Origin of the sequence: Specibacter sp. NPDC078709 (assembly GCF_040686795.1) — a bacterium.
In the GTDB taxonomy this organism is placed as follows: Bacteria; Actinomycetota; Actinomycetes; order Actinomycetales; family Micrococcaceae; genus Specibacter.
In genome coordinates this window covers 1-25037 of the sequence record NZ_JBFBLU010000014.1, presented here as the reverse complement: position 1 = coordinate 25037, position 25037 = coordinate 1, and the positions used below count along the sequence as shown (strand labels likewise).

Genomic DNA, 25037 nt, shown 5'->3' with positions numbered 1-25037 from the left:
CTTGACAGAAAACCCCGGGTTGTTATGGTTTGAGCATGTCGGCCGTCGATCTAGCTGGTCCAGATAAGCGCCCCAGTCGCTCATCTAAGCCTGCAACGATTTTCCTACTCGCAGCGGCCGTGCTGCTTCTGCTCTCAGCTGCGCTCCAGCATCACGCATCAGTCCAGCGCTGGGTGGTGTTCGCCGGCTCACGGCCCGCCAGTGAAAGTTTCGGTGAAGATCATCTCTACGATTACTATTTCCCCGTTGAACCGTGGATAAGCATTGGGACCACAGCTCAGTTTTTCGGTGTGGGGATCCTGATCCAGGCTTTCGCCGTTGTGGTCATGGCCATCGGCATCCTACTCGCGCCTAAGATCGCCAAGGGCCGATATTCCATAGTCGCCATCGGGGAGTTCGGGATTGCAATCGTTGTTGCAGCCACCTTCGCGGTTTTGGGAACGCACGCCTTCAACTCAGGGATCGACGGCACACCGTCTCCTCTACAGAACATGTGGGCCCTTGGCCATATCGGGTTGCTCGGTCTGCTTGCCCTGGCTTGGCTATGGTGGCGGAAGCTACGAACCGCGTCAGTCGCGTGTCTGTTCCCGACCGGCTCAACCTTGATGGGCTACTTTTTGTCCATGTACTTGATTGCGCCCATCGTTACTAGCGGAGGCTCGCACGATACGACACGGTGGACCGAGAGCGTTGTCGCGGCATCAACGGCGGCAGCCGCAGTGGCGATCATCATGGCCGCTAGAGCTTTGCTTTGGCCTCGTCAGCGTAAGCTTCGGGCACTCCACAGACTATGAAGGAGCGGCACCGCCGAGACCATCATGAGCACGTTCCCCAGCACCAAGTCTTCGGCTCTAATCACTGCTCCCGATATGAGCAATGCAGCAAATACGACGGCGGCTACCCCACCTTGCGTGATTCGGATCAGCCGCACCAGATGTCGCTCCAGGCGTGGGTTGGCCACCGTCTGGGAACCCTCCTCGAGCTGACTCAGCAACGCGTCTACGCGTTTGGGCAGGCGCAAGGTGAGAGATGCGACGTCGAACGCTTCTTTAGCGACGTCGCGCACCAGATTGCCGCGCTCATCATGCAAGAGCTGAGCCGCAAAGGGCTCTACCGAATCCCACAGATTAAACCGGGGATCCAACGAGCTGCATACCCCAGAGGTCAGGGACATTGCCCGGATGATGAGCAAGAAGTTCTCCGGTAGTTGAAACGGCAGCGAGCGGACCACATCGCCAAATTCCGCCGCGAAATCGCTGAATTCATGCGGGTCCACCTCCTTCAACTCGGCAAATCCCATCCCACCAAAACGGGCAAAGAGTTCGGTCATGGCACGCTCAAGGGCCGCCGAATCGGCCGATGGCACCAGCACACCCACGTCGCTGATCGCCGAGACCAAGCCTTTCCCATCACGGCCAGCAGCCGCAATCAACAACTTCCTCAGGCCACTACGCGTCTGGGCCGAAACCTCACCCATCATGCCGAAATCTATGAACGTCACGGTCCAAGGGTGTTCCGTAGACGGCTCTGGATTTGGCGTGACAAAGATGTTGCCGGGGTGCGGATCAGCATGGAAAAAGCCGTTCGTAAACAACTGCTCAAACATGATTTCCGCGAAGACTGGGGCAACCTTGGCCGGATCTATGCCCGCAGCCAAAAGTCGTTGGGAGTCAGTAATTTTGATGGCCGTGACGTCTTCAAGCGTGAGTACCTGGCGCGTCGTTCGCTCCCAGACCACCTGTGGAGTTCTTACACGCGGATCGGTAGCGAAGTCCTCGGCAAAGCGTTCCAGATTCGCCGCTTCGTTCAGGTAGTCGATCTCTTGTCGACTGGTCGTGGCGAACTCCTCAACCAGGGCCGGGGCGTTTGCCCGATCCGACACGAGACGCACATGACTGAGCCAACGGCCTACTTTCCGCAGTGCAGCCAGATCAATCGCGACGATTTCATCAATACCGGGACGCTGTACCTTCAACACCACAGCGTCCAGTCCAGTGTCATCAGCATCGTCTGGACGCAGTTGCGCCCGGTGCGCCTGGCCGAGGGAGGCCGCCGCGATGGGTGTCGGGTCCACCGAAGCGAACAGCGTTTCCAGCGGGGCGCCCAGCTCGGTCTCCGCCAATGCCCGGATGGCGGCAAACGGGACAGGCGGGACCTCATCCTGCAGGCCCTCAAGTTCGGCTGTGATCTCCGGCGGGAGCACATCAAGTCTGGAGGACATGAACTGCCCCACCTTGATCATCAAGCCACCGAGATCCACTGCCAGATTATGGAAACGCCGCGCAAAACGCCGCATCCGCTGCGCCCGATTGCGTTCGGCAATCTTGCCCAGCCAGATACGAGGGAGGAAGAGTTCAAACCACCACGTCACGACCAAATGCCATGCAGCAAACCGCAGAATTCGTCGGTAGCGGGCGCGGTGTAGACGCGCGCCGGTGCGGAATTTCGCTTTCTCCTGGCGGACCGATGTCACCTTTGCGAGTCTTGTCAGTCTTGGGCGAGGATCGAATAGAGCCGGCGTCGTGCTTCTTTGAGTACTTGAACTGCTTCCTCAATCTGCTCCGGTGAGCCGGTACGTCCCACTTGTGCCGCAGCCTGAGCGAGCTCCACTCCGGCCTTGGGGAGCGCTGCGAAGCCACCACCGGATACCGGACTGGCGGAGTCCCACGGTGTTTTCGTCTCGGAACTGGCGACGTCGGCCCGGCCGGATTCAGTCAACGAGTAGATTTTGCGACCGTTGGACTCTTCTGCACTGACCAAGCCTTCATCAGCCAGCAACTGGAGTGTCGGATAAACGGAACCAGCACTAGGCTTCCAATTGCCCCCGCTGCGTTCCTCTATTTCGCGGATGATCTGGTAGCCGTGCATAGGACGTTCGGCAAGCAGGGCCAACACCGCCGAACGGAGCTCACCCCGGCCTGCGCGGGTTCCGGATCGCTTTTCAAATCGCGAACGAAACTCCTCCACGGCTTGCCACATGCCGTCAAAGTTGTTGCCCATGAATCCGCCTGCAGGGAATGAATTATTGTGCATTGTGCTCTCCTCAATCAATCGCGAACGATACTTACCGATACCTAACGATATACCTGGCATTTTGGAAAGACAATGGATTCTCCGTCAAGGGTTTGATACTGAGAACAAGGGCTTGGGCTTGTCCGTCGAGAAATCTACGGGAGCTAAGCGCCAACTCTACATACGCCGGGGAGCAGCTGGCAGTCTCAGCAGCGAGCCCATGTACCCGTGTAGTGGTGTCAACGCTAAACCTAAACGCAATGTCCAAGCCGTCAGCATCGCCGACGCGCAGAGGTTGCAAATCTGGGTCAAGGCCTGACATGACAGCCACAGCCACGAAGACGTCCCCAAGTCAGGTTAGCGGCCAAGCCACCGAGCCTGACCCTACCAAAAGCGCCGTACCTGTTCCTCGCGGACAGATCGGGCGCTTGTGGTGTTTGAGTTGGGGTTACCGCTCGGGCCGCACACTGAGCAGATTCACACCTTCGGGCAAGGTCCTCTTGAGCTCCTCGAATCCGGCGGTGTAGTCCTGGCATTCCACGGATGTGGACTCCACCGCGCCAGTCTCGATGACTTCCAATAGTGCTGTGATGATCATGGGGTAACCATAGCGTGACGGTCTGACTCCGACAGACACTGATAGAGGCTCTGAACTGGGTAGTTGAGGGCCTTTGCGAAGCGAGTTGGTGCACGATTGCTGCCCGTTGCCGCTTTTAACCGTGAATCCCCTCACTCGAGTCCCCAGATATGGCCCGTTTAATCGCCTTATCGGGGCCAGATATGGGACTCGAAGATGGCGATCGCGGAAGCCACTGACACGCCCGGGCTGTACACACATTTTGGCCGCTAAACCGATTTTAACCGTGAATTTGAGGGATCAAAAAGCCCCTCTGAACGGTGCTTAGCCTAGTCAGAGGGGCTTTTCTTAAAGTGGAGCTAAGGAGATTCGAACTCCTGACCTCTTCGATGCGAACGAAGCGCGCTACCAACTGCGCCATAGCCCCAAAACAGCAGCCTCGCTGACATAAAATCCAGCTTCGCCACCATTTTTCCAGAATAAACCCACAAGGCTGTTGATTCCAAAAACAACCTCTGGTTCATGGAATCAGCAGCCAGGCAGGAGAATCGACAGCTGTCTGCTACTTACGCCAGTAGTTATTCGCGGCCGCCACGGTGCCAAACTCAATGGCCACCACCTGCGCCGCCAGGGTCAGCGATTCAGGGTTATTGGCGTAGTCCGGACGCAAGGCCTTGCGCACTTCGCCATCGGGCTGGATGGCACCAATACTTTTGCGTGCCATGGTCATGGCCAGCAAACGCCCCTCCTCTGGGGTTGCCGTGATCAACGTGCCGCCGGGAATGAGTTCCATTTCTCCTCCAAAAGTTGTGTCGAAACCAACATTTTCACCCTACTCCATTTATTCGGATTTAACCGTGAATAATAATTGAGGACTGAGCGCCAGCTTGGCCTAGGGTCGCTTAGCCAACCACGCTTCGAAAGATTCTTCACCCACGGCATGGTCCGGAATCTAGTTTTTCCCCGCCCTCAAAAAGGCATCAAAGGACCCCGGCAGCGGCATGGGCGAGATCAGAGCTTTGCTGCCAGTAGCTTGCTTCCACATCAGAGCCAGCTCCTGCATCGAATGAACGGCGGGCCCACCTGCAAGAACATATTCACTTTCGCGGCCACCCCGCAGGGCCTCAGCCACCAGCACAGCTGCCACATCCGCCGTCGAAATTGGCTGGACGGAAACACCCATGAAGGCTGGAATAACACCAATTTTTGCGCCACCTGCGAAGATTCCGGCCACCAGATTGTGGAACTGAGTAGCCGCCACCACAGTGGTGGTCAGCTTCGATTTTTCGTAGCTACGGGCTCGCGCAGCCTGCGCCTGGTAATACCCCATGGCGCACTCCCCCGCATTGACGATGGTCAGCAGCACGCAGCGGCGAACTTCGGCCTGCGCAGCGGCATTGAGCACGGCACCCGAGGTAACCGGCAGGGCACGCAACGAAGCGCCGGAGCTGGCGTTTAGGGTGTCAATGAGAACCTCCACCCCCGCGAATGCCGTAGTCACGCCCGTTCCAGCGCGGAGGTCGGCCTGAACATACTCCGCTCCCCCAATCTGCTGCTCCATTGCGGGCAAATGACGACTCAGGGAGCGCACCTGATGACCGGCAGAAACCGTATGGTGGACCACGGCTCGGCCAGCAAGCCCGGTTCCTCCCACCACAGCTATCAACACCATGAAGCTCACAGTACGCCTGAACACAGAACAAAACAGCCGGGCCCAAAGGACCCGGCTGTTGGCAGAAGTGATATTAGGCGCGGCGCCGCTGCAAGACATCGTCGAGATTGTTCAAGGCATACTGGCTGCGTTCGGCCGCAGCAGGTGCTGTCTTGGCGGAAACTTCACCTGCCTCGAGCGGAACATCCGGCACAACTGCGACGCCTTCCTGTCCGGAGGCTTTGCCCACACCGGCCTGATCGGCCTTGATGGAGGTTCCGGCCGACTTTGGCGCCTCCGGCAGATTCAGCGGCTTCTCCAGACTCAAGGACCGGGCGGCGGTGACGTAACCGGGGACAGGTACCTCTACGGGTTCCCAGGTCTCAGTTTCAAGTTCGCCTTCGGCCAACGTTTGGGTATGCGCCAACTTGGCATCGGCACTGCCCTTGGCCGCCACCCGCATTGCTGCGGCACGCAGCTCTTCTGCGGTGAGCGGCTTCTGCACGGGCGCCGGCGGCGCTCCCTCAGCACCGTCAAAAAGTGTGGTTTCACGCGGTTCAGGGGCCTCAGCAGTGGATTCTTCCACGGCGCTCTGCGCTGCTGCCAAGGCTCCGTTGCGGGCGTAACGCCGGGCGTTCTGATCCCGCACCGCCAAGAGCCGAAGGGCAACGATGACTCCGGCAAAAACCGCCAATGCGGCCCATGCCACGGCTGGCGAACCCAGCGAAAACACGTTCAACGCTCCGGAGATCCCTGCAGTCAATAGAGCAAGCAGGCCGACGCAGGCAAAAAGTGTCCTGCCCCAACGGATCTGTAGTGGTTTCAGAGCTGCCGAGGGCACGGCGGTTGAAGGTCCCGGCTCCACGTGGGTGTGGGCGTCGGAAGTAGTGCTTTCCATTGACGTCTCCTGCAACTGCTGGATTGGGTGGACCGACTGCGCGTGTCCGGCCACATTTCAACCCTAAAGGGGAAACATGCCCCTCCCAGCATTACTGCCGGTGTGTCGCCATCCAAGGCACGAAAACTGTCATTTCTTACGTCAGAGGACGTCATTGACTCCGCGACTTGCGTTCCCTGGGCCGGCAGGCTCAGCTATCGGCCCGGGTCACAGCGCTCGCCAAGGTCACCGCGCCAGCCACCTGGCCAGGATCCCCTCAGGGACTTCCTCCGACGTCAAAGCAAAACTCCTGTGATCCGCCCACCGCCCATTGATGTGCAAGTACCGCGGGCGCAAGCCCTCGTCACGGAACCCTAGTTTCTCAACAACGCGCAGACTAGCGGTGTTTTCCGGGCGGATGTTGATTTCCATCCGGTGCAAGCCCAACGTTTGAAAGCAGTGGTCGGTGGCCATGGCAACTGCCGTCGGCACAATTCCCCGGCCCGCCCGGCCTTGATCCACCCAGTAGCCCAGAGTCGCCGACATCGCAGAACCCCACACAATCGAGGAAACCGTCAGTTGACCCACAATGGCAGGCCTGGATACGCCCGGAATCCGCTCCGTGATGATGAAGGGTAGAGCAGCAGCTTCTCTGGCCTGCCGGTTTAGGGCGCGCACCATCCCGGCGTAGGTGGGAAGTTGACCCGGGCCTGCAGGGCTACTGGCCTCCCACGGCTCAAGCCAAGCAGCGTTTCGTGCGCGAACCCGCGTCCACTCACCCTGATCGCGAAGCTTGATGGGGCGCAGGATCAAATCGCCGCATTCCAACTTAACCGGCCAGATGGCCTGCGCCCACACCCAGCTAGACCTTCAAATCAGCTGTGAACTCGCCCAGCCATTCACGCAGATCTGCACCGAGCTCTTCGTTTTCGCAACCCAAGGTCACCACGGCCTTGAGGTAGCTGAGCTTGTCGCCAGTGTCGTAACGACGGCCCGAGAAGACAACTCCATAGACACCGCCACCTTCTCCTTCCATCGTGGCCAAGGTCTGCAGCGCATCCGTCAGCTGAATTTCATCGCCACGTCCCGGAGGGGTGTTCTCGAGTACCTCGAAGACTGCCGGGTGCAGCACGTAGCGGCCAATAACGGCCAAGTTCGACGGCGCATCCTCCACCGCGGGCTTCTCCACCAAGTGGTTGACCCGGACATAATCTTCACCGTCAATAACCGTCATGTCGGCGCAGCCGTAAGCAGAAATCTTGTCCCGAGGAACTTCGATCAGGGCCACGACAGATCCACCGGTGCGTTCCTGGACCTCGATCATGGTGGTCAACAGTTCATCGCGCTCATCGATCAAGTCATCGCCGAGCAGGACAGCGAACGGCTCATCGCCCACATGAGTCTTGGCACGCAACACTGCGTGGCCCAGGCCCTTGGGGTCTCCCTGACGAACATAGTGAATCTCGCCCAGATCAGTGGCGTGCTGGACGGCGGCGAGACGTTCGGTATCGCCCTTCTCCTCGAGCAGCTGCTCGGTGACCGGAACACGATCAAAGTGGTCCTCGAGCGCCCGCTTGTTGCGCCCCGTGATCATCAGGACATCGGTCAGGCCAGCGCTTACGGCCTCCTGGACCACATACTGGATCGCAGGTTTATCAACAACAGGCAGCATTTCCTTAGGCATAGCCTTGGTGGCGGGCAGGAATCGAGTGCCCAAGCCGGCTGCAGGAATTACCGCTTTGCGTACATGCTGTGCAGAAGTCATGCCCCAAGGGTAACCGAACTCGGCCAAAATCCCCCGATACAGTGACTTAGACACTAATCCTCACGCAATGATTGGATCGGCCGGATCACCATGGACAAAGTTGCCCTGCGCTCCCGTATTCGTGCACGACGGCGGGCGGCAGCCTGTCCCGCAGCTGTTGCGTCCGGCGACTCCGCAGACACTCTGAGCGCAAACACAGTCGGTGTCAGCTTGACGAAGAACACACTGGACTGGCTTGCGACACTTTCCGGAAACCACCCGGGAATGGTGGTTTGCGCCTATATTTCAACCGGTTACGAACCGCCGACTCAGGAACTACTGCGTGCCTGTACCGCGGCCGGGTACATCGTCCATGTCCCTGTCTGCGAACCCGATTTCCAGCTCAGCTGGGTTCGGTGGCACTCAGCTGTGGAGCTTGTAAGAAGTGCTTGGGCTCCCGTCATGGAGCCGCTCGGTGCACGCATCCCATTCGAAGCCTTGGTAGCAGGAACCGGTGCCGCGTCCAGTCACAATCAGCTGCGGGCGATCATTGTTCCTGCTTTGGCGGTCGACGCAGAAGGGACCCGGCTTGGCCAAGGTGGAGGCTACTACGACAGATTCTTGGCTGGCGTCTCCGGGGTTCCACTTGCTGCCGTTATTTACGACGATGAATATCTGCCTGCCGGTGCACTTCCCTACGACAGTTTGGACATGCCTGTGCACTATGCCTTGACCCCGTCAGCGTGGATTCCGCTAGGGGCAGCGCACCATTCAACAGTGGACCACTCAAAGGATCCGATAGGCGGAGCGAACGGCTGACAGGCGATGGTGGACTGCTTGGCTGGCAGGCGAATAGTGCCACCCTGCACTCCCGGGAATGCCACGCACCGCTCTGACGTTTTATCCCCGGTGATAGAATTCATTCTAGGGACCATGGATTGCCAACCGTGTAGTTGTCAATAACAGGGTCCCTAAAGCATGTTCACAGGAGGAACTTCAGTGCCCACATACGCCTACGCCTGCAAAGATTGCGGCCATGCCTTTGACATCCAGCAGAGCTTTTCCGAGGACTCCTTGACGGTCTGCCCCGAATGCCGCGGCACACTTCGCAAGAAGTTCAACTCGGTGGGAGTTGTTTTCAAGGGCTCAGGTTTCTACCGCACCGATTCCCGCAGCACCTCCAGCTCTGTACCTGCCGCTGCCACATCTGGTCCATCCAGTTCAGAGTCCGGGGCTAGCACAGCAGACGCCGGGTCCTCCAACGCTGGAACGACCGGCACTGGCTCATCCAGCTCCTCCAACGCCGCCAAGACTCCAGCGAAGGTAAGCGCAGGCAGCTAACAACCACATTTGTCACTACTTCTTGGGAACTGCTTCCGTCACAGGATCTGTACCGTCCAGGTTCTCCACAATCGGGTGCATAAGCCTTTTACCCGCCCGCCGCAATCCCTAACGTGGATTCATGAAGACGGCCCGAACCACCCAACGCTCTCAGGGCTACCCGGGCCCTTCGTGGCAGTGGAGTAACTGGTCGAATCGGTCAAAGCGACCAAACATTTTTCAGAGGTTGCGCCGAATAGCTCTGCGACGCAGACGGCTGCTGGCGGCGCTGCTTCTCTGTCTAGCTGCTGCCATCGCCGTGCAGCAGCTCACCCCTTCAGCTCCGGCCACCGTCGAAGTCCTGGTGACAGTCCGTGACCTGCCTGCCGGGCATACCCTGGCTCATCATGATGTGACCATGACCGCCGTCGCTCCTGTCATAGTTCCTGACGGAGCTTTTGCCTCGGCGCCGCTCTCCCCTGCAATAATCTCCCCTGCAATAAACGGCCAGCCGGTGTGGCTGGGACGCCAACTATCCGGTCCCGTGCGTCGGGGCGAAGTCCTCACTGACGCCTCGATGTTGGGGAACGAGCTCTTGATCGGATCCCCTCCGGGGACTCAGGCAGTCCCCGTGCGTGTCAGTGATCCGGCAACTCTTTCCCTACTAAGTCAAGGCCAATTGGTGACGGTGGTACTCAGCCGCTCCGAAACTATGGCCGGGCCCGTACAGAACGAGATCCTTGCCATCGCTGTTCCTGTCCTGTGGACACCGGAACTGGCGCAGTCAAGCAGCGGTTTACTACCTGCCCAGAACGTTGAGGGGATGGTTGTCGTGGCGGCGTCGGGCGAGCAGGCATTGCAGCTTGCTGGTGCGAGCACTCACGGTAAGGTGTTTTTGATTCTCGTTCCGCAGGACAGCAACTCTTCGGTTGCCGGGAGCCCTGGTTAGGAGCGGGAGGACTTCACAGTTGCAAAGAACTTGCTAGATTCAGGCAGATAACACAGGGCTATCGCCAGAACGCCGCAAACGATTTGAGCCAAGGTGGTGAACCCTTCTGGGTAGCTGACTCCCACCAGCTGGATAAACGTCAACGCTACCAAGATTCCGGCACCCAGCCGCGCCCAGGACCTGCCCTTGAGCAAGAAGATACTGAACAGCGCGTAAGCACCAGCAGTGACCAATGCCGACAAGACCACAGTGATGACGTCAATGTTTTGGAGTGCCTCCAAGCTAGGCGTATTACCGGTCATCGCGGCATGCTGGGCTTCCAGAACAGCCCGCCTCTCGGGCGAGACTGAATGGATGATGGCGAAGACCGATGCAATCAACTGCATGACGGCGGCAAGGCACAGAAACCATGCCGCCGCAGTCACGAACCGGGGGGTTGCTGGTCTGGGAGCTCCGGATTTATGGTCTGCGAAGGCACTCAGCCCCGGGATTTTTGGCGCAGTGGCCATGGCGGTCCTTACGTTCTTTATCCCCAATGCGGGGGTTTATTTTCGCGCAACCATGCATCGTGTCCACGGTCCGAGGCGGAATCGCCCCATGTGTGGTCTGCATCGTGCGGGGCAATTTTGGGCAACAGTGCGGAATCGGACTCTGCTGGCGCAGTCTTACTATCTTCCTCCGCGGCGGCCTCTGACATTGACTCTGCTGCAGCAGCAGTAGCAACGTCCTTTTCGCCCTTGAGACTCTCCGCTTGCTCGCCCATCAGCGGCGCTCCTTCTTCAGATTTATTTTCTTTCGGGGCGTCCTGACTACTGGACTGGGCCGGAAGCGTTTCTGCGTCCCCACCCTGTTCAGACTGAGCACCTTGTTCAGAATCAGCCCCTTGACGGCGGCGTGAACGCGGCGAATCAATGACAGCCGTCATGGACGTGTCCAATGAAGTCCCCATGAGGGAGGAAAGATCAGCATCGCCTGCGGTTGAACCCATACCCAGGTACCGGGCAATCTGGTCCGCGCAGCTTGACGGGTCGGTGAAGACCTCGATCGTCCACAGCGGAACGTACCGCCAGCCAAGCCGCTCCAGCATCTGCGGGCGGAGCCTGCTGCGTTCACGCACACTCATCTTCTGGTACTTGGCGGTACCATCCGATTCGACGGCAACGGGCACAGGGACTTCGTGATCGGCACGGCCCAGCAATTGGATGGGATCCGGCGCTGCCGCCATGTCCAGAGCGCCGTCATAGTGGTGCCATACGCGAGCCCCGCGGGCGCGGAGTCTGTCGGCAAGATCGGCAACGAGCGGGTCTTCGCCAGTTTCTTTTTCGCTGTCCAAGGCGCGGCTAGCAGGGCTTCCCAGAAGGGAGTTGCCTGCCATCTCACGGTCAAGGAGCTCAAAAAAATCGACTGCACCAAAACTCAGGCGGCCTGCATCCAGGTCTTCGGGCCGGAAGCACGTGACGATGTGAATGTGGGAGCGCGCCCTTGTCATGGCCAAAGCGAATTTGGCGCGTCCGTCGGGTTCTGACAGCGGCCCGAAGCCGTGCAGTGCCCGGCCGTGCGGGGTGCGGCCGTAGCCCAAGGAGAAGATGACCCTGTCCCTCACCAAACCGGCAGCCCTGTCCACGGTAACCACGCGGAAGGACTCGGGACCTGAAGCAAAGAAATCAGCCAAGAGGGGGTGGTTAGCCATTTGCAGACGGATGGCCTGGGCCACCCGGACGGCGTGCCTATCACTGGCGGTAATGATGGCCAATGACTCGCGAGGGCGCACCCTGGCGTGTTCGAAGACGAGGTCTACGACGCGGTTGACCTCGGCCACCACCGACTCGACCCCACCGCTGTCAGTTCCGGGCAGGCCCTTACCATCGGGCAAGTAGTCAACGGTCAGGGCGCGTTCAAGCCCTGTGACAGCGCGTCCGTCAGGCAGCCGTTCCAGCTGAGAGTCATAGAAGCCGGTGCTGAGCTGACGGACCAGCTCTTCGTCCACGGCGCGGTAGGAAACAGTGAGCCGGTGACGCGGCAGAATGCGCGACAACGCACCAAAAATGCTTTCCAGCGGGTGTTGTTCCTGCTGGCGTTTCTCGGGGGCACTGACGGCAACCGTGAAACTCTTGGGGCAAGCTGTTTGCTCATCACCAAAGGCCACCACTTGATCGGCACGTGCCAACGAGGGCAACGCAGATTGCAGCGACGTGGATTCGGCATCGAGAATGACAACCGTGTCGAAGCGGTACCCGGCGGGAAGCGCTGATGGCACCACCAATGGACTCAAGACGAACACGGGCGCTAGGTTGCGCAGCAAATCCGGCGCCTGAGCGCTCAGCGCAGCCAAAGAAACACGGCCGTCCTTGAGGACGTTTCGGAGCATTTCACCTTGGCGGTTGCGGCCAGCTAACACTTGTGCCCAGTCTTGTGCCAAGCCCCAGCGGATGCGCCCGGGACCCGATGCAACATGGGCTTGGTCCGCGAGGCGGAACTCGGCTTCCAAGCGGCGGAGGTTCTCGCCGTCGGACATGGCAAGATACTCATCACCGCTGATCATGGCTTCCAGGGCTGACTGCCACCACGCCAGTTCGAGTTCCGAACCGGTTTGCACAGCCGGCACCTCACGCCGGGCCAGATCGTCCAGCAATTCACCCAGACCTTGTTCGCGCATGCCTTCTAGCAACAGGGTGCGTTCTGGCAACGTCTCCAGAGTGTCCTGCGATTCAACGAGCGCCTCGAGGCGACCAATCAACTCCCCGGCGTTGAAGTTCAGCAGGTCTCCGCCGTCGACGGTGCGTTCCAGGACGGCTCCGAGCTTGAGCAGCTTCTCGCGCAGCGCGACAAAAGTGCGACTCAACTCCGCCAGCCCGGATGGCACCGTGGGATGGCGTTTGCTGGTAGCGGCTTCCGCCCACAGCGCGCTTTGTTCGTTGACCAGAACTAGTGACGCGTGCAGATCGGCAATGTGCACACCGGGGCGCACCAGATCCCTGGCGTTGCGGCGGAACCTGGCCCGTTGCAGAGCCGGCATCTCAATGCCGCGTTCACGACGCCATGCAGCTGTTGCCGTGGCGGCAATCATGTCATCCGTGGACCAGTCAAAAATGTCTGCACTGAACTTGTCCAAGCTTTCCCGGATAGCCACCAGCATGTTCAGCTGGCGGCCCCATTCTGCAAAGGAATTCCCTTGGCGGATCTGGCCAAATTCAGCCACTTCCTGCATCTTCTTGGAGAATTCAGGAACCTGACTGTGCAGTTGCTCCGCCAGCGAATAAGCGGCTTCAGTTTCCTTGCGGGTGACCATGCGGGCACCGTGCCAAGCGCTGCTGACAGCAACCTGACTGAAGGCGCCCAGTTCCGCGGCCCGACGTAGTCTGGCGCTAAGATCCTTGCGGTCGCGGATGCTGTCCAGTACGCTGCGCTTCAGGCGCACAGTGGTGGAAGGCGCCGGATGGATTGAGGTCAGTTCAGCCAGCGACTGCATGGCCTGATAGGGCGAGCAGCCCCAGCGTTCACGAACATTGTGCAGGCTTGCCACATGGTCCATCAGCTGGTGACGGTGATCCACCAGGGTTTCATGCAAGCTGCCTAGCTTCGGTTCTACGGCTTTTTCGTTGCGTGTAATGGCACGGATCAGCTGTGATTTGATTTGCTGCGGACCGCTTTGGGCACTGAGCTGCAGCAACAGGGAGTCAAGATCATGTTCGCTCAGGATCTGGGCCAGCTCATTGAGCGTGCCACGCCTTTCGCCCACAACAAGGACGCTCTTGCCGTCATGGACCAACTGCGCGATCGCATTGATGGCGGTCTGGGTTTGGCCGGTTCCGGGAGGAGTGGAAACCAGCACAGACTCTCCCGCGCGGATCATATCCAGCACGTATTGCTGCTGCGGATCGGCGTCGAGCACCAGCAGTTCATCGTCGGGATTGCGCTCATCCAGTGAGGTGAAGCGCGAGAAATCTGGTTCTAGCTCCACCGGGAGGACATCGTCACCGCTGTGTTGCTGCAGTGTTTCGACCAGTTCGGTGCCCTCAAGCAGTGCGGGGTCGTTGAGGTTATCGGCCAAGAAAGCGAAGGTGGAGACCACTAGTTCATGATCGACGCTGGATCCTGGAATGGGCGACAAAAGGGAGCGGATCCGGTCCAGCACGGGGGCCGGATCAAAGCGTGCGGTGCTGTAGGCCAACCGTCCCAGTGCCGGAGCGTCCAAACGAATGCTGGTGTTGTGCGCAAGGTGCTTGACCAGAGCAGGGTTGATTTGTGCCTGCTCCATGAGCTGGAGTTCGTAGTCGTCCTGCCCGGGACGTACGGTAAGTGCGACGGCGGCCAGCAGCACAGGCGCGCACACATCGGTGCCGCTGTGGTCATCGGCAGGCCAGCGGGCCATCCCGGCGCCGAGATACCCGACATCGATCCCGCGATCGGTACTCAGCTCAAAGATTTTAGCGCGCAGCGCGGCTGCGGCTTTCTTGGCGGCACCGTAGTGTTCCGGTTCGCGGATCAGCGTTGACAGCCGGGTTTTACGGCCGGCCAGCAGCTGGGCTAGGCCCGATGGGTGGGCGTGCGTGAGGGAGATGCTGCCGTGCTCGGTGATTGCGAAGGCAAGCGAGGTGTCGGAACCAGAATATGAGTCCAATCCCGCAAGCCAGGCTTGGAGCTCCAACGAGCTCTCCTTGGGCCCTGCAACTTCGGACACGGGTGCCTTCTTCTCTGCACTTGAGCGGAACGGTCTTGACCATACTGACATGTAATTCAGGCTATCGCTCCTAGCCCTCCATTGCCTGCTCGGCACACTGGAGAGCAGCAAATTAGACCCGAAATATAGGCCCTATTGATGCTCTCCAGCGATACCTAGGGGATTACTCCCACTCAATGGTTCCCGGCGGCTTGGACGTGACGTCCAAAACAACTCGGTTGACACCTTCCACCTCATTGGTGATTCGGTTGGAGATCTTCGCCAGCAGATCGTACGGCAAGCGCGACCAGTCAGCTGTCATTGCGTCCTCGGAGGACACGGGGCGCAGCACGATCGGGTGACCGTAGGTGCGGCCGTCGCCCATGACACCGACGCTGCGGACATCTGCCAGCAGGACAACCGGCATCTGCCACACTTCGTTGTCCAGACCCGCTGCGGTGAGCTCGGCGCGGGCAATCGCGTCTGCGTTGCGCAGCAGTTCCAGGCGTTCGCCGGTGATTTCGCCCACGATGCGGATGCCCAGACCTGGGCCGGGGAACGGCTGGCGGCCGACGATCTCTGGCGGCAATCCCAGCTCGGCGCCAACTGCACGTACCTCATCCTTGAACAGTGCACGCAAGGGCTCAACGAGCTCAAAGCGCAGATCTTCAGGCAGGCCACCGACATTGTGGTGGCTCTTGATGTTGGCAGCACCTTCGCCGCCACCAGATTCAACCACATCGGGGTACAGCGTGCCTTGGACCAGGAACTTGATCTCTTCGCCTTCCAAAGCTGCCTCGGCCATGATGGCACGCTCAGCTTCTTCGAAGGCACGAATGAATTCGCGACCAATGATCTTGCGCTTGGTTTCGGGGTCAGAAACCCCGGCCAGTGCGTTCAGGAAGCGGTCCTGCTCGTTGGCGACATACAGCTTGGCACCGGTGGAAGCCACAAAGTCCAGCTCCACCTGCTCTGCTTCGCCTTGACGCAGCAGCCCGTGGTTGACGAACACGCAGGTGAGCTGATCGCCCACGGCACGCTGCACCAAGGCAGCGGCGACAGCCGAGTCAACGCCGCCAGAGAGGCCACACAGGACCCTGGCAGTGCCGATCTGGTTGCGGATGAGTTCAACTTGCTCATCCAAAATACTGGTGGCAGTCCAGTTCTTTTCCAACTTGGCGCCGTTGAACAAGAAGTTCTCCAGCACCTTCTGGCCGAACTCGGAGTGCTTGACCTCGGGGTGCCACTGGACACCGAAGAGGCACTTTTCTTCGTTAGCGAAGGCGGCAACGGGGGCACCAGCGGAGGAAGCGAGCACATCGAAGCCCTCAGGGGCTTCCTGAACGCTGTCACCGTGGCTCATCCACGTGGTCTGGTCAGCATTGGTGGAACTGAGGATGGAGCGGCTTTCGCCCAGGATCTGAACCTGGGTGGAACCGTATTCACGCAGACCGGTCTGGGCGACGGTTCCGCCGAGGGCGGCGGCCATGGCCTGGAAGCCATAGCAGATGCCCAAAACGGGGATGCCTGCTTCAAACAGGTCAGCACCAACGCTTGGGGCACCTTCCGCGTAGACGCTTGAAGGTCCACCGGAGAGGATGATGGCAGCTGGGTTTTTAGCCAGCAGCTGCTCAGTTGTATAGGTATGCGGCACGATTTCCGAGTACACATTGGCCTCACGCACGCGGCGCGCAATCAACTGGGCGTACTGGGCACCGTAGTCCACAACCAGGACGGGCTTCTGGGAAGTCTGGGCCGTAGCGGGATTAGTCACCCTATGATCTTAACCCACGGCACAGTGCACTGGCCCCAGTGCGCTCATTTCAGTGACCAGTTACACCAAAAGGCCCGTCGTGGACGGGCCTTTTGGTGTAACTCGCAAGCGCTTTAGTAGCGTTTGCCTGCTTGGGGATTGGCGGCAAGCTCAGCCAACACTTCCTTGTGAACTTTCGTTTCAACGAAGAAGGACAGGAACGGAATCACACCGCCCAAGGCGATCAGTATCAATTTACTGAACGGCCAACGCATGAGGGTCCAGAGGCGGAAGTCTGCGATGAGGTAGACCACGTACATCCAGCCGTGCACGATCAACACCATGGTGGACAGGTTCACGCCACCGGTGATGGGCATGACTCCACCGTCGATGCTAACCAATCCGAAACCGTGGGGTGCCCCTGTGGTGTCAGTGCCACCAGCAACCAGAACACTGGTGAATGCGTACCGGAGAATCAGCTCCACGGTCAGCAGCAGCAGCATGGCACCGGTGGCGTAGGCCAGGTACTTGTAGAACTTCAACGCCGTCAGGATCTGGGCCGGCGTACCGCCAAATCGTCGCTTGGGCGCCGCCTTCGCTGCGGGCCGGGATGCGGCATCCTGCGCGGGCTGTGCAGTCTGTGCAGCTGGGGCTGATTCGGTGTTCCTGGGCTCGGTCACTGCCGGTGCTCCTCATTCTGTTCTAAAGCCAAAAAATCATGGTTCATGCATGGGCTGGTGCGCCAGCTCTGTGGTTTAGGGCGCTGGTTAGGGCGCTGGAAGCTGGTTTCCACTGCCGCTACCCCGTCCGGGGCCGGCATCAGGTTCAACGTGGTCGCCGTCGTCGTCGTTCCCCAAGTACATATCTGAGTCAATATCAAAGAGTTCATCTTGATCACGGCGGTAGTCATCTGCCACGAGCCGCCACCAAAGGAAGAGCGCGAATCCGGCAAAAACCACCCACTCAATGGCGTAGAAGATGTTGAGCCAGTGGACCTTGTTGTTCTGATCGGTGGCGGTGACAGTAATGGGAATCATCTTCCCGGTCATGGCCGAAGCGCCCACGTCTTTTCCGTCCACCACTTCATGGTGCGAAACGATGAAGGCCGAATAGGTGGTGACATCCCAAAGGTTTGTCAGCTCGGCGGTGGCCAGTGCTGTAATCTGCCCATCTGGCACGTTGGGGGAAACTTCAGGGCCTTCGGCATTTAGCAACCGACCCTCGAGCTGCACGGCGCCTTCGGGCGCAGTTGTGGCGTCGCCGGGCTCGGCAATCCAGCCGCGGGCCACAGGAATGACTACTTCCTTTGTGGCGGCGACGCCCACCACTGTGGGTGCGCCATCGACGACGAAAGCCGTGACAACCCAGTAACCAGCTTTTTCTCCCTCGAGGCGGGAAGACACCAAGACTTGTTTGCCGGCGTCGAAGTGGCCGGTGGCGGTCACCAGCTGGCCCTCAAAGTTCCCCGTCATAGCCTTTCCAGGGACGACGGTATCTAAGAGCGGTTGCACTTTTTCGGTGACCGACGGCGGAGCCACATCCTTCTCGAGCGAACTGGCAAGTTGCCATTGGCTCAACAGGACAAGAACAGCGGCGACGGCCAGCGCAAACACCAGTGCGGCAATCCATTTGGGTTTGAGGGCAGTTTTTAACACACTACAACGGTACTTCGTATCTGTGTAGAACAACGAATGCAGGCACCAACGCCCTTAGCGGAACTCGGGGACAGTGGTCGAGTGATCAGTGGCCGAGGGATCAGTGGTCGAAGAACACCAGGGTGGAGTTGATGAGTTCGGCAATAACCTCAGCGTCGTGCGCCCGGCGCAGTGATTCGCGGAAGTTTTCCTTGAACAGGGATCTGGCCAGGGTGGCCAACACTTCAAGGTGTGCGGAGAACGAGCTGTCCGGAGTGGCAATCAGCAAAATCACGGTGGCCGGACCGTCAACAGCCCCGAAATCTAGACTGTGTCCAAATTTGGTGATCCCCACGGCGATAGATATTTGCTGGACGAATTCACTTCTGGCGTGCGGCAGGCCGATCCCGCCCGGAAGGCCCGTGGCCATCTGGTGTTCGCGGGCATTGACGTCCTTGAGGAATCCGGAAAGATCCGAAATCCGTTCCTGTTCAAAGAGTTTTGCCGCCAATTGCGCCGCGGCATCTTCTTTGGTCTCTGCCACCATTTCCAAAATGACCAGCCCGGAGTTGGTCAGTTCTGTTTCATAGCGTTCCAGCGAGCCCGGAGTCATCAGTACCTTTCAATGGCTGGTGGTGAGGGTGAACCTTCGCACCAGTCTATGCGCTGAGGCTTGTTGCAGGGGTGCGCTCAGCTCAGAGCGAGAGTCGAGAGGGAGACAAACCACGGGAGCCGCCTGTGGCACCACCCTGAAGAAAAAAGAAGTGCCCCGGTCCAGTGGATCAGGGCACTTCCATATAAAACCTGCAAATTGGTGATCGTTTGAGGATTACCGGGGGTTGACGATCACGTCAATCCGCTGGAATTCCTTCAAATCGGAATAACCGGTGGTGGCCATTGAGCGGCGCAGCGCACCGATCAAGTTGGAGGATCCATCGGAACGGTGAGCCGGGCCGTACAGCACTTCCGTCAGAGTCCCTACGGTGTCCATCTTCACGCGGTGCCCGCGCGGCAGTTCCTGGTGGTGTGCCTCGGCACCCCAGTGCCAGCCCTGTCCGGGAGCCTCTGATGCGCGGGATAGCGCTGCGCCGAGCATGACGGCGTCGGCGCCCATGGCGATGGCTTTGACGATGTCGCCACTGGAACCCATACCGCCGTCGGCAATGACATGCACGTACCGGCCGCCGGACTCATCCATGTAATCGCGGCGTGCTGCTGCGACGTCGGAGATGGCGCTGGCCATGGGCGAACGGATGCCCAATGCGCGGCTGGTGGTGGTGGAGGCGCCGCCGCCGAAGCCGACCAGGACGCCTGCTGCGCCAGTCCGCATGAGGTGCAGTGCGGAGGTGTAGCCGGCTGCACCGCCCACAATAACGGGGACATCCAGCTCGTAAATGAACTGTTTGAGGTTCAACGGCTCGGTGGTCTTGGAGACGTGTTCGGCCGACACGGTGGTGCCACGGATAACAAAGATGTCCACGCCGGCGGCCACCACGGTCTTGTAGAACTCTTGGGTGCGCTGCGGGGTCAAGGACCCGGCCACCGTCACACCAGCTGCACGGATCTCCGCCAAGCGGGCCGTGATGAGTTCGGCCTGAATGGGAGCGCTGTAGATTTCCTGCAGACGGCGGGTGGTGGCGGGTTCAATGACCGAGCCCTCCAGCGTGGCAATCTCATCCAGCACCTTCTGCGGATCCTCGTAGCGAGTCCACAGCCCTTCCAGGTCCAGCACACCGAGTCCACCCAGCTTGCCCAGGGCAATGGCGGTCTCTGGGGACATGACGGAGTCCATGGGCGCGCCAATGACGGGCACCTCGAACTGGTAGGCATCGATCTGCCATTTCACCGAAACATCTTGGGGATCGCGGGTGCGCCGAGCAGGCACAATCGAAATCTCATCCAACGAATATGCGCGGCGTCCGCGCTTTCCACGGCCAATCTCAATCTCATAAGTCACGCCCCTAGCCTATCTCAGGCGGGGCCAGAGGCATTAAATGACGCCCGCCGCCGCTTGTAGCTCCTGCGCTGCCGCGTTTTCCAGCACGGCAATCGCCTCAACCTGCGCAGCCATCGCGGCGAAGTCCGGCTCCCCCGGCGCACCCACCAGCTCCGTCAGCGCGTCCCAGTGCGCGCCCAGCGATTCATATTGCGCCGCCGCCTCCAACAAACTTCCACGTTCGACGCCGGACACCGCCGCCCCGTCGGCCGCCACCTCGCGGAGGAATTGCCCATACAACGGGCGCAAGGCTCCGGGGCCACTGAATCGCCGGCCCGTGAGCAGTGCGTGGAGCATGCCCAGGCCTGTCACCGAGCGTTTCGGGTCTGCAAAGATCCGCATCCAGCCGTGCTTGGAGGTGGAATCGCTCAGCCGCTGCGCCCACGTCATCATCCCCAAAATGCCAAAGTTCCTGGCGTAACCCGGCGGCACGCCCGGTGGCGCCTGCTCTGAGAGCAGCTCCTGCGCCGTGTCCGCCATCGCCTGCCGCACCACATCGGTGGTCAGGGCTTCACCTTCCAGTTCCTCCATCGCGGAGCGGGCGCCCGTGACCACATGGGCCTGCCAATGCTTGTCCGCCTTACGGGAATTACGCGCCTGCGCCAGCGCGAGAGGACTGATTCGCTCCAGTCTCCCGCCGCCGTCGTCCATCAGGTAATCCTCGCCGTCTCGGCCCACCACGGCCACGTCCACGGATTCCATGTCGGCCAACGGGTCTTCGGCCACCCACGGCAGCTTGCCGCGGACAACACGCACCACGGCGGGCACTCCCGTGTCCAGCGCAGCATTCAAGCGGCTCTGGGCCAAGGAGGCGCTGCCGGTTTGCTGGATGTTGACGGCGGCACCGCTGCGGCGCAGCAGATTTTCCGTGTACGGGCCGGGGTGGAAGCGGGTGACAGCCGACGCCGTGGTGATGTTCTTGTATTCAAACGTGAAGATCATGAAGCCGATGCCGCCCGCCAGCCCGGACAGCATGGCTTCGGTAAACGCGGCGCCGGTGAGAGGGTTGCTCACTCCGGATGCAGCAAGGACGCGGGTCCAGAGCCCAGAATCCCAATGCGAATATTCGGTGGTGTGGTCATAGGAGGAAAGCATGCGTTGATTCTATCGGGAGCAGGGGCTCACATAGTGAGAACTCCCCATCGTGCAGAATCAAAAGTTCAACTACGGTGAGTGGAAGAATCGCGGTATCCAAGCCACGGACTCGAATAATATGAAAGGCAGGCGGCGAGCATGGCAGATGGCATGATCGGGGCAGACCCAGAACAACTACTTGCCCTCGCCAAGACCATGGAGAGCTCGGGCAGTGCCCTGAAACAGGCCGCCATGACCCTCGGCGGCGCCGTGGCCCATGCCCGCTGGACCGGCCCGGACAGCGATCGGTTCCGTGTCCAGTGGAACAACGGTATGAGGGCCAAACTGAACAACACGGCAACCCTGCTCTCTACAAATGCCACGCTCCTGAAGTCACAGGCGGATGAGCAAACCACCGCCAGTGCATCCGGCGGCGGCGCTGCCCCATCCGCTGCTGGCGGCGGCGGCAACGCAGGTGGCGGCGACGGAGGCGGTGGCGGAGGCGGTGGCGGCGACCATGAGTGGCTGGGTGAGGTGGTTGACGCCAACGGTAACCCCATTTACCAAGGCGTCAACATGCTGGCCAGCACAGCCGGCGTCTTCGCCGATAACCTCCTGGGCAAAATGGTCAAGGGCGGGCTACTGCAAAAATTGCCGTGGACCGTGTTTGGTGCCAGGGCGGGACAGTTGGGCCAGTATTTCAAGGGCACCCAGCTACTCAACGGGCTTTCCATGCTGGGGCGTGCTTCCGGTGCACTCAGTGTCATTGGTGGCGGCATGCAGTTCGCCGAAGGATTCATCAATGGCGACGGCAACCAGATGCTGGATGGCGGAATCTCAGCAGTTCTAGGCGTAGGCTCGTTCATTCCCGTAGTGGGGCCGGCATTTGCGATTGCCGGTGTTGCCTGGGCAGGTTTAGGCATACTCTCATCATCCCTGGGCTATGACTCAACCAGCGAAATGGTTGGCGCCGGTGTGCAGTGGACCGGGACAAAAATCGTCGAGGGTGCCCAGTGGATAGGCAAGGAAACCGCCAACGTTGCCAAGAAGGCCTGGGGCTGGCTAACCGGCGGATAGAGTCTATTGCAAGCCCTGTCCCGCATTGCACCCACAGTCCATCGCAGAGGAAAACATGACTGACGAATCAGAACTGCTGCTCACTGACCACGAGCTCCTAGCCCTTTTGGCCATGAACCCCACCGAGGCTGCAGCAGCAACTCGTGACGTTTTTCGGCTTAGCAATGTTGCCCACCGCGACGTTCTGGAGCGCGTTGGCGTCACCACTCTGCTGGCCCGCGGCATGGCGGAACCCAGCGGCGAGGACATCGTTCCCGTGGAGCGTGGCGCCATGGTGGCTGCCGTGTTGACCACGGCCACCGAATGGTTAGAGGTAGCCTTTGTGACCCCTGGAGCAGACCATGTCATGTTTGTGGCCGTCTCCGAACACGGCGCCCTCTTGTTTTCCCTCGACCGGCTGGGGGCTCATCAAGTGCGCCCGGTGGATGCCTCAGCAGGCCTGCCCCAATTGGGCACCTTGCTGGCGCGAGCATATCTAGAAGACGCCACGGATGGTCTTCCCGCTGCAGCAATGCTCACCCACCACCCTGCCGTTGGCAGTTCACGCACCGCGAACCTGAAACGGGAGGCCGAGGGGTGGACGTTGTTGACTGGTAGTGGTGATGCCGAGCAGAAGAAGAAAGTGACGGCTGAGTCCGCCTTCCAAGACCTGCACGCGGCCCTGTCAAGTTAATGCCGATCCCTCCCACTGAGCCTTCCGGTCGGCAGGGCCCTTCTTTCTCTTCGCCGCTCAGCGCTACCTCCCGTGGACGTGCCGTGACGCTGTTGCTCTTCACGGGGACCGTGGTGGCTTGTTTCGCAGTATTGGCCCTGGCTGATCCGGTCTGGGGAGGGAAGTCCCGCGGCGGCATAGCGGTGTTGGGCGCGGTTCTTTTTGCTGTTCCGTTCGTGTTTCTTTGGCTCGCCATCCGCCGAATTCCTGCGGGGCGAGAGGGCGCCGAGGGCAATCGACGCCGGCCAGCAGCCTTGGCCCTGGTGGCCGCGGTCCTGTGGGCCATGGCGGCCCTGTTCTGGTATTTGACCGTTGCCGGCGTCGACGCCCGGTGGAGCGTTGACCCCATCCTGTTGGCGGTTCCCCTGACCATCTACCCGTTTCTGACATTTTTTTCCAGGCCACCGCAATCCGCAAAGCGCCTTGAGGAGCCCGGCACATGAACTACTACACCCCGTATCCAGCCACCCCGGGCCAGCCCCTGGACTATTGGCTGAGTTCGGACATGGCACGCATGGCACCGCCCACCACACCTTCGGCGTTACGCGACATGGCGTGGACTTACGGACAGTACCGCGGATTGGCTGGTGCCTGCACCGGCGTTGCCGCTTGTTTGTTGGGCGGGGGCATCCTGGCGGCGACGCTGATGACCGGCGTCCCCGCCCTATGGATCACGCTGTTGGCAGGCGGACTGGCCCTGGCTGCTGTGGGTGTTCTGGTCCGTCGGCTAAAACTTCCCCAAATTGCGCACGTTCCACCGCCGGGGATATCCAGGGGCCCCGAACGGGTTTCCTCCGGGTTGGGACTGGCCATATTTCTTGGCGTGGCAACAGGCGCGCCCCTGGTTTTGGCCCTATCCGGGTGGCTCTCTCAAGGGCCCGGCCCGGCCTTTGCCTTCTTTGCCGTCATGGCCCTGTTTGTGCTCGGTATGGTCAGCACCTTTGTTGTGCCCCCATATTTTGCTCAAAACGCCCGCCGCGATTTCAGACGCTACATTGAAAACACCCCTGCTCTTCGCCACGAACTGGAGGCCATGTCCCTGAATTGGCGGGATCCGCATGCCGACAGGCCGTTCGGCCCGCTCTAGCTTCGATAGCCCGCTTGGCCGCTCTGTCTGCCACCACTTAGCCCCGGTTGCGTCCCACAACGTAGGCTGGGGACATGACTGACACTGAACTTCGCATGACCGACCATGAGCTCCTAGTACTGCTGTCGATGACTCCGACGGAATCTGCTGCCGTCACTTTAGGGCTGCTTCGCCTCGACCAACACGGCGACAATGAACTGCTGCACAACGCCGGCCTGACCACGCTCATGGTGCGCGGACTGGCCTCCCCCCAAGGTGAAAAGATTGTTCCCGTGGACAGGTGCGCCGTGGTGGGCACCGTGCTTTCCCAGGCCCAGGAATGGTTGGAAATCAAGCTGACCACCCCCACCAGCAGCCACGTACTCTTCGCCGTTGGCTCCAACGTGGGAGCCGTCTTGCTGAGCATCAGCCCCTACGGCGTTCACGAGATCCAGCCCATTGAATCCGGCGCAGCCATGCTCGATTTGGCCCTCCACCTGAGCAATGAATACCTCACCGGCGCTGCCGAAGGACTGCCCGCTACCGCAGTGGTGCGCCGCCTGCGCGTTGACGGTGAAGCCGTTGTAGCCCAGCTGACAGCCGTGGAATCCGGCGATTGGGTGCTGCGCAGTGGCACCGAATCCGAATTCATCGAAGAAAACTACGGCTCAGCAGAGGCCATGGCGCAGTTCAAGTCCGTACTCTCAGTTTGAAACTGCAGGTAAGGCGACTTTTCGGCGATGTTTTTCGCCTTATCCGCAGTTTGGAATACCGTTCCAGTCACAGGACGGTCCAGTAACCGTTGTCACTTTCTCGAATCGCCTTAAGCACGACGGCGGCCGGTCACCTTTGAACAAAACGCCACGATTTATGAGTTCTGCCCGAACTTGACCCGTAATGGCCAAAACACGATCAGCGTTGGTGGCCACAATACT

Annotated in this window: 25 protein-coding genes and 1 tRNA gene; 9 read left to right on the top strand and 17 right to left on the bottom strand. The window is 60.1% G+C overall.

The genetic code is table 11. The features are described from left to right. Positions 1 to 35: 35 nt before the first annotated feature. Positions 36 to 794, top strand: coding sequence for a hypothetical protein (locus tag AB0P14_RS17205; RefSeq protein ID WP_363845143.1), 759 nt, complete (start codon positions 36 to 38; stop codon positions 792 to 794). On the opposite strand, the gene AB0P14_RS17200 is transcribed toward AB0P14_RS17205, so the two are convergent. The 9 genes from AB0P14_RS17200 to galU form a co-directional block, all read right to left on the bottom strand. Continuing rightward, complete coding sequence (locus tag AB0P14_RS17200) at positions 761 to 2473, bottom strand: AarF/ABC1/UbiB kinase family protein (RefSeq protein ID WP_363845140.1); 1713 nt, start codon at positions 2471 to 2473, stop codon at positions 761 to 763. The two genes, AB0P14_RS17205 and AB0P14_RS17200, sit on opposite strands and share 34 nt — an antisense overlap. 14 nt (positions 2474 to 2487) lie before the next feature. Beyond that, the gene (locus AB0P14_RS17195) at positions 2488 to 3033 is read right to left on the bottom strand and encodes a PadR family transcriptional regulator (RefSeq protein ID WP_363845137.1); all 546 of its coding nucleotides are present in this window, start codon (positions 3031 to 3033) and stop codon (positions 2488 to 2490) included. A 427-nt stretch (positions 3034 to 3460) separates the two neighbouring features. Next, a complete protein-coding gene (locus AB0P14_RS17190; RefSeq protein ID WP_363845135.1) occupies positions 3461 to 3610 on the bottom strand; it encodes a hypothetical protein in 150 nt (49 codons plus the stop codon). A gap of 333 nt (positions 3611 to 3943) precedes the next feature. Next, positions 3944 to 4016, bottom strand: a tRNA-Ala gene (locus tag AB0P14_RS17185). Positions 4017 to 4151: 135 nt separating this feature from the next. Continuing rightward, a complete protein-coding gene (locus AB0P14_RS17180; protein ID WP_363845133.1) occupies positions 4152 to 4382 on the bottom strand; it encodes a hexameric tyrosine-coordinated heme protein in 231 nt (76 codons plus the stop codon). Between the two features lie 159 nt (positions 4383 to 4541). Continuing rightward, positions 4542 to 5261, bottom strand: coding sequence for an NAD(P)H-binding protein (locus tag AB0P14_RS17175; protein WP_363845130.1), 720 nt, complete (start codon positions 5259 to 5261; stop codon positions 4542 to 4544). A gap of 73 nt (positions 5262 to 5334) precedes the next feature. After that, positions 5335 to 6138 (bottom strand): hypothetical protein, encoded by an 804-nt coding sequence (locus AB0P14_RS17170; protein ID WP_363845127.1) that lies wholly within the window; start codon positions 6136 to 6138, stop codon positions 5335 to 5337. Between the two features lie 225 nt (positions 6139 to 6363). Then, positions 6364 to 6975 (bottom strand): GNAT family protein, encoded by a 612-nt coding sequence (locus AB0P14_RS17165; protein WP_363845124.1) that lies wholly within the window; start codon positions 6973 to 6975, stop codon positions 6364 to 6366. A gap of 4 nt (positions 6976 to 6979) precedes the next feature. After that, entirely contained in the window at positions 6980 to 7882 is a 903-nt protein-coding gene (gene galU, locus AB0P14_RS17160) for a UTP--glucose-1-phosphate uridylyltransferase GalU (protein ID WP_363845121.1), read from the bottom strand. 90 nt (positions 7883 to 7972) lie between these two features. Between galU and AB0P14_RS17155 the strand changes: the two genes are divergently transcribed. The 3 genes from AB0P14_RS17155 (at position 7973) to AB0P14_RS17145 (ending at position 10130) form a co-directional block, all read left to right on the top strand. After that, on the top strand, positions 7973 to 8680 hold the full coding sequence (locus AB0P14_RS17155) for a 5-formyltetrahydrofolate cyclo-ligase (RefSeq protein ID WP_363845118.1): 708 nt from the start codon (positions 7973 to 7975) through the stop codon (positions 8678 to 8680). A gap of 180 nt (positions 8681 to 8860) precedes the next feature. Continuing rightward, a complete protein-coding gene (locus tag AB0P14_RS17150; RefSeq protein WP_363845115.1) occupies positions 8861 to 9202 on the top strand; it encodes an FmdB family zinc ribbon protein in 342 nt (113 codons plus the stop codon). Positions 9203 to 9323: 121 nt separating this feature from the next. After that, complete coding sequence (locus AB0P14_RS17145; RefSeq protein ID WP_363845112.1) at positions 9324 to 10130, top strand: RcpC/CpaB family pilus assembly protein; 807 nt, start codon at positions 9324 to 9326, stop codon at positions 10128 to 10130. Here the strand turns inward: AB0P14_RS17145 and AB0P14_RS17140 are convergent. The 8 genes from AB0P14_RS17140 to AB0P14_RS17105 form a co-directional block, all read right to left on the bottom strand. Next, on the bottom strand, positions 10127 to 10639 hold the full coding sequence (locus AB0P14_RS17140) for a hypothetical protein (protein WP_363845109.1): 513 nt from the start codon (positions 10637 to 10639) through the stop codon (positions 10127 to 10129). The two genes, AB0P14_RS17145 and AB0P14_RS17140, sit on opposite strands and share 4 nt — an antisense overlap. A 17-nt stretch (positions 10640 to 10656) precedes the next feature. Continuing rightward, complete coding sequence (locus AB0P14_RS17135) at positions 10657 to 14862, bottom strand: DUF4011 domain-containing protein (RefSeq protein ID WP_363845106.1); 4206 nt, start codon at positions 14860 to 14862, stop codon at positions 10657 to 10659. 112 nt (positions 14863 to 14974) lie between these two features. Then, the gene (gene guaA / locus AB0P14_RS17130; protein ID WP_363845103.1) at positions 14975 to 16564 is read right to left on the bottom strand and encodes a glutamine-hydrolyzing GMP synthase; all 1590 of its coding nucleotides are present in this window, start codon (positions 16562 to 16564) and stop codon (positions 14975 to 14977) included. Positions 16565 to 16677: 113 nt separating this feature from the next. Further along, positions 16678 to 17097 carry a DUF3817 domain-containing protein gene (locus tag AB0P14_RS17125; RefSeq protein ID WP_363845205.1) on the bottom strand — a complete coding sequence of 140 codons (420 nt, stop codon included), beginning with the start codon at positions 17095 to 17097 and terminating at the stop codon, positions 16678 to 16680. 213 nt (positions 17098 to 17310) lie between these two features. Continuing rightward, on the bottom strand, positions 17311 to 18198 hold the full coding sequence (locus AB0P14_RS17120) for an SURF1 family protein (protein ID WP_363845100.1): 888 nt from the start codon (positions 18196 to 18198) through the stop codon (positions 17311 to 17313). Between the two features lie 100 nt (positions 18199 to 18298). After that, complete coding sequence (locus AB0P14_RS17115) at positions 18299 to 18790, bottom strand: PTS sugar transporter subunit IIA (RefSeq protein WP_363845097.1); 492 nt, start codon at positions 18788 to 18790, stop codon at positions 18299 to 18301. Between the two features lie 216 nt (positions 18791 to 19006). Next, positions 19007 to 20134: a GuaB3 family IMP dehydrogenase-related protein gene (locus AB0P14_RS17110; protein ID WP_363845094.1), complete on the bottom strand. Its 1128-nt coding sequence runs from the start codon at positions 20132 to 20134 to the stop codon at positions 19007 to 19009. A gap of 33 nt (positions 20135 to 20167) precedes the next feature. Further along, the gene (locus tag AB0P14_RS17105) at positions 20168 to 21268 is read right to left on the bottom strand and encodes a BtrH N-terminal domain-containing protein (RefSeq protein WP_363845091.1); all 1101 of its coding nucleotides are present in this window, start codon (positions 21266 to 21268) and stop codon (positions 20168 to 20170) included. Positions 21269 to 21406: 138 nt separating this feature from the next. On the opposite strand from AB0P14_RS17105, the gene AB0P14_RS17100 reads away from it, so the two are divergent. The 5 genes from AB0P14_RS17100 (at position 21407) to AB0P14_RS17080 (ending at position 24815) form a co-directional block, all read left to right on the top strand. After that, the gene (locus AB0P14_RS17100) at positions 21407 to 22324 is read left to right on the top strand and encodes a hypothetical protein (RefSeq protein ID WP_363845088.1); all 918 of its coding nucleotides are present in this window, start codon (positions 21407 to 21409) and stop codon (positions 22322 to 22324) included. Positions 22325 to 22379: 55 nt separating this feature from the next. Next, entirely contained in the window at positions 22380 to 22997 is a 618-nt protein-coding gene (locus tag AB0P14_RS17095) for a hypothetical protein (RefSeq protein WP_363845085.1), read from the top strand. 83 nt (positions 22998 to 23080) lie between these two features. Further along, the gene (locus tag AB0P14_RS17090) at positions 23081 to 23479 is read left to right on the top strand and encodes a hypothetical protein (RefSeq protein ID WP_363845082.1); all 399 of its coding nucleotides are present in this window, start codon (positions 23081 to 23083) and stop codon (positions 23477 to 23479) included. Continuing rightward, entirely contained in the window at positions 23476 to 24123 is a 648-nt protein-coding gene (locus AB0P14_RS17085; protein WP_363845078.1) for a hypothetical protein, read from the top strand. The genes AB0P14_RS17090 and AB0P14_RS17085 overlap by 4 nt, the downstream gene beginning before the upstream one ends. Positions 24124 to 24197: 74 nt before the next feature. Next, positions 24198 to 24815 carry a hypothetical protein gene (locus tag AB0P14_RS17080; protein WP_363845075.1) on the top strand — a complete coding sequence of 206 codons (618 nt, stop codon included), beginning with the start codon at positions 24198 to 24200 and terminating at the stop codon, positions 24813 to 24815. Positions 24816 to 25037 lie beyond the last annotated feature (222 nt).

What these genes read in the sequence shown, in the direction of transcription:
- AB0P14_RS17135 (WP_363845106.1), bottom strand. Translation starts at nt 14,862, where the DNA reads ATGTCAGTATGGTCAAGACCGTTCCGCTCAAGTGCAGAGAAGAAGGCA.
- AB0P14_RS17095 (WP_363845085.1), top strand. Translation starts at nt 22,380, where the DNA reads ATGACTGACGAATCAGAACTGCTGCTCACTGACCACGAGCTCCTAGCC.
- AB0P14_RS17115 (WP_363845097.1), bottom strand. Translation starts at nt 18,790, where the DNA reads ATGACTCCGGGCTCGCTGGAACGCTATGAAACAGAACTGACCAACTCC.
- AB0P14_RS17085 (WP_363845078.1), top strand. Translation starts at nt 23,476, where the DNA reads ATGAACTACTACACCCCGTATCCAGCCACCCCGGGCCAGCCCCTGGAC.
- AB0P14_RS17195 (WP_363845137.1), bottom strand. Translation starts at nt 3,033, where the DNA reads ATGCACAATAATTCATTCCCTGCAGGCGGATTCATGGGCAACAACTTT.
- AB0P14_RS17100 (WP_363845088.1), top strand. Translation starts at nt 21,407, where the DNA reads ATGGCAGATGGCATGATCGGGGCAGACCCAGAACAACTACTTGCCCTC.
- AB0P14_RS17205 (WP_363845143.1), top strand. Translation starts at nt 36, where the DNA reads ATGTCGGCCGTCGATCTAGCTGGTCCAGATAAGCGCCCCAGTCGCTCA.
- AB0P14_RS17190 (WP_363845135.1), bottom strand. Translation starts at nt 3,610, where the DNA reads ATGATCATCACAGCACTATTGGAAGTCATCGAGACTGGCGCGGTGGAG.
- AB0P14_RS17145 (WP_363845112.1), top strand. Translation starts at nt 9,324, where the DNA reads ATGAAGACGGCCCGAACCACCCAACGCTCTCAGGGCTACCCGGGCCCT.
- AB0P14_RS17170 (WP_363845127.1), bottom strand. Translation starts at nt 6,138, where the DNA reads ATGGAAAGCACTACTTCCGACGCCCACACCCACGTGGAGCCGGGACCT.
- AB0P14_RS17080 (WP_363845075.1), top strand. Translation starts at nt 24,198, where the DNA reads ATGACTGACACTGAACTTCGCATGACCGACCATGAGCTCCTAGTACTG.
- AB0P14_RS17155 (WP_363845118.1), top strand. Translation starts at nt 7,973, where the DNA reads ATGGACAAAGTTGCCCTGCGCTCCCGTATTCGTGCACGACGGCGGGCG.
- galU (WP_363845121.1), bottom strand. Translation starts at nt 7,882, where the DNA reads ATGACTTCTGCACAGCATGTACGCAAAGCGGTAATTCCTGCAGCCGGC.
- AB0P14_RS17105 (WP_363845091.1), bottom strand. Translation starts at nt 21,268, where the DNA reads ATGCTTTCCTCCTATGACCACACCACCGAATATTCGCATTGGGATTCT.
- AB0P14_RS17175 (WP_363845130.1), bottom strand. Translation starts at nt 5,261, where the DNA reads ATGGTGTTGATAGCTGTGGTGGGAGGAACCGGGCTTGCTGGCCGAGCC.
- AB0P14_RS17180 (WP_363845133.1), bottom strand. Translation starts at nt 4,382, where the DNA reads ATGGAACTCATTCCCGGCGGCACGTTGATCACGGCAACCCCAGAGGAG.
- AB0P14_RS17140 (WP_363845109.1), bottom strand. Translation starts at nt 10,639, where the DNA reads ATGGCCACTGCGCCAAAAATCCCGGGGCTGAGTGCCTTCGCAGACCAT.